Here is a 759-nt window from a genome sequence, read left to right on the forward strand (position 1 = left end):
AGGATGAGTCTGGCAAAGTGGTTTACGATGCAAGAACTGCAGCCTACGAAGAAAATGAAATCAAAGAAAACAAACGCTTTGCTATCGGACACCCCTGTGTACAGTGTCACGTAGCGTTTGAACCGACAAACCCGCCTAAAGATCCAAATGAGCCTAAGTGGGAAAACCTGAGTGCAACAATTGGTAACCAACACACGCGCCAGCCTATGGCTTTTTTCCAAGGTGTGCCTGAAGACCATTTAGCGAACCAAGCAGTGATGGCAGGACGTTTAGGAACAATTGACACGTCGATTGTAGCGTCTGATTGGAGCCACAACCCGGGTACGCAAAACAATATTATGGACTTCCATAACAAGCGTGTCTTTGAGCATGAAATGAAAGACCCGGTCACGGGTGAAGTTTCAACAGCGCGCACTCGTCACGTACTGAAAGGCGGTGAAGATAGTGTCGGTGAACACCTAGCGCTGATTCGTGTTTATGTGAATATCGGTATGTGTACAGAAGAATGCTGGGTGCCTAACTTTCCGCATCCTGGGCAGCATTTCGGCCAAGGCAATAAGCAAAGCCCAATGCGTATTATGCAATGTGCAAACGAATGTGATGCGTGGAACTATGCCGATGCAAAAATGGATGACCTGGCTGCGTTCTTGATTACTGGCGGCCCGACCTATCTACTAGCATCTCAAGACCTGGATGGCAAAGCAGGTAAGGATTATATCGATTTGGATAAGGTTCCAGAAGGCCGCAAAGTTTTTGCTC

At 47.6% G+C, this 759-nt stretch carries 1 pseudogene; it reads left to right on the forward strand.

Features of this window, described 5'->3' with window-relative positions:
• Positions 1-759, forward strand: a pseudogene (locus A3757_RS27370) (hypothetical protein); the annotation flags it as partial.

Source organism: Oleiphilus sp. HI0117 (genome assembly GCF_001635235.1).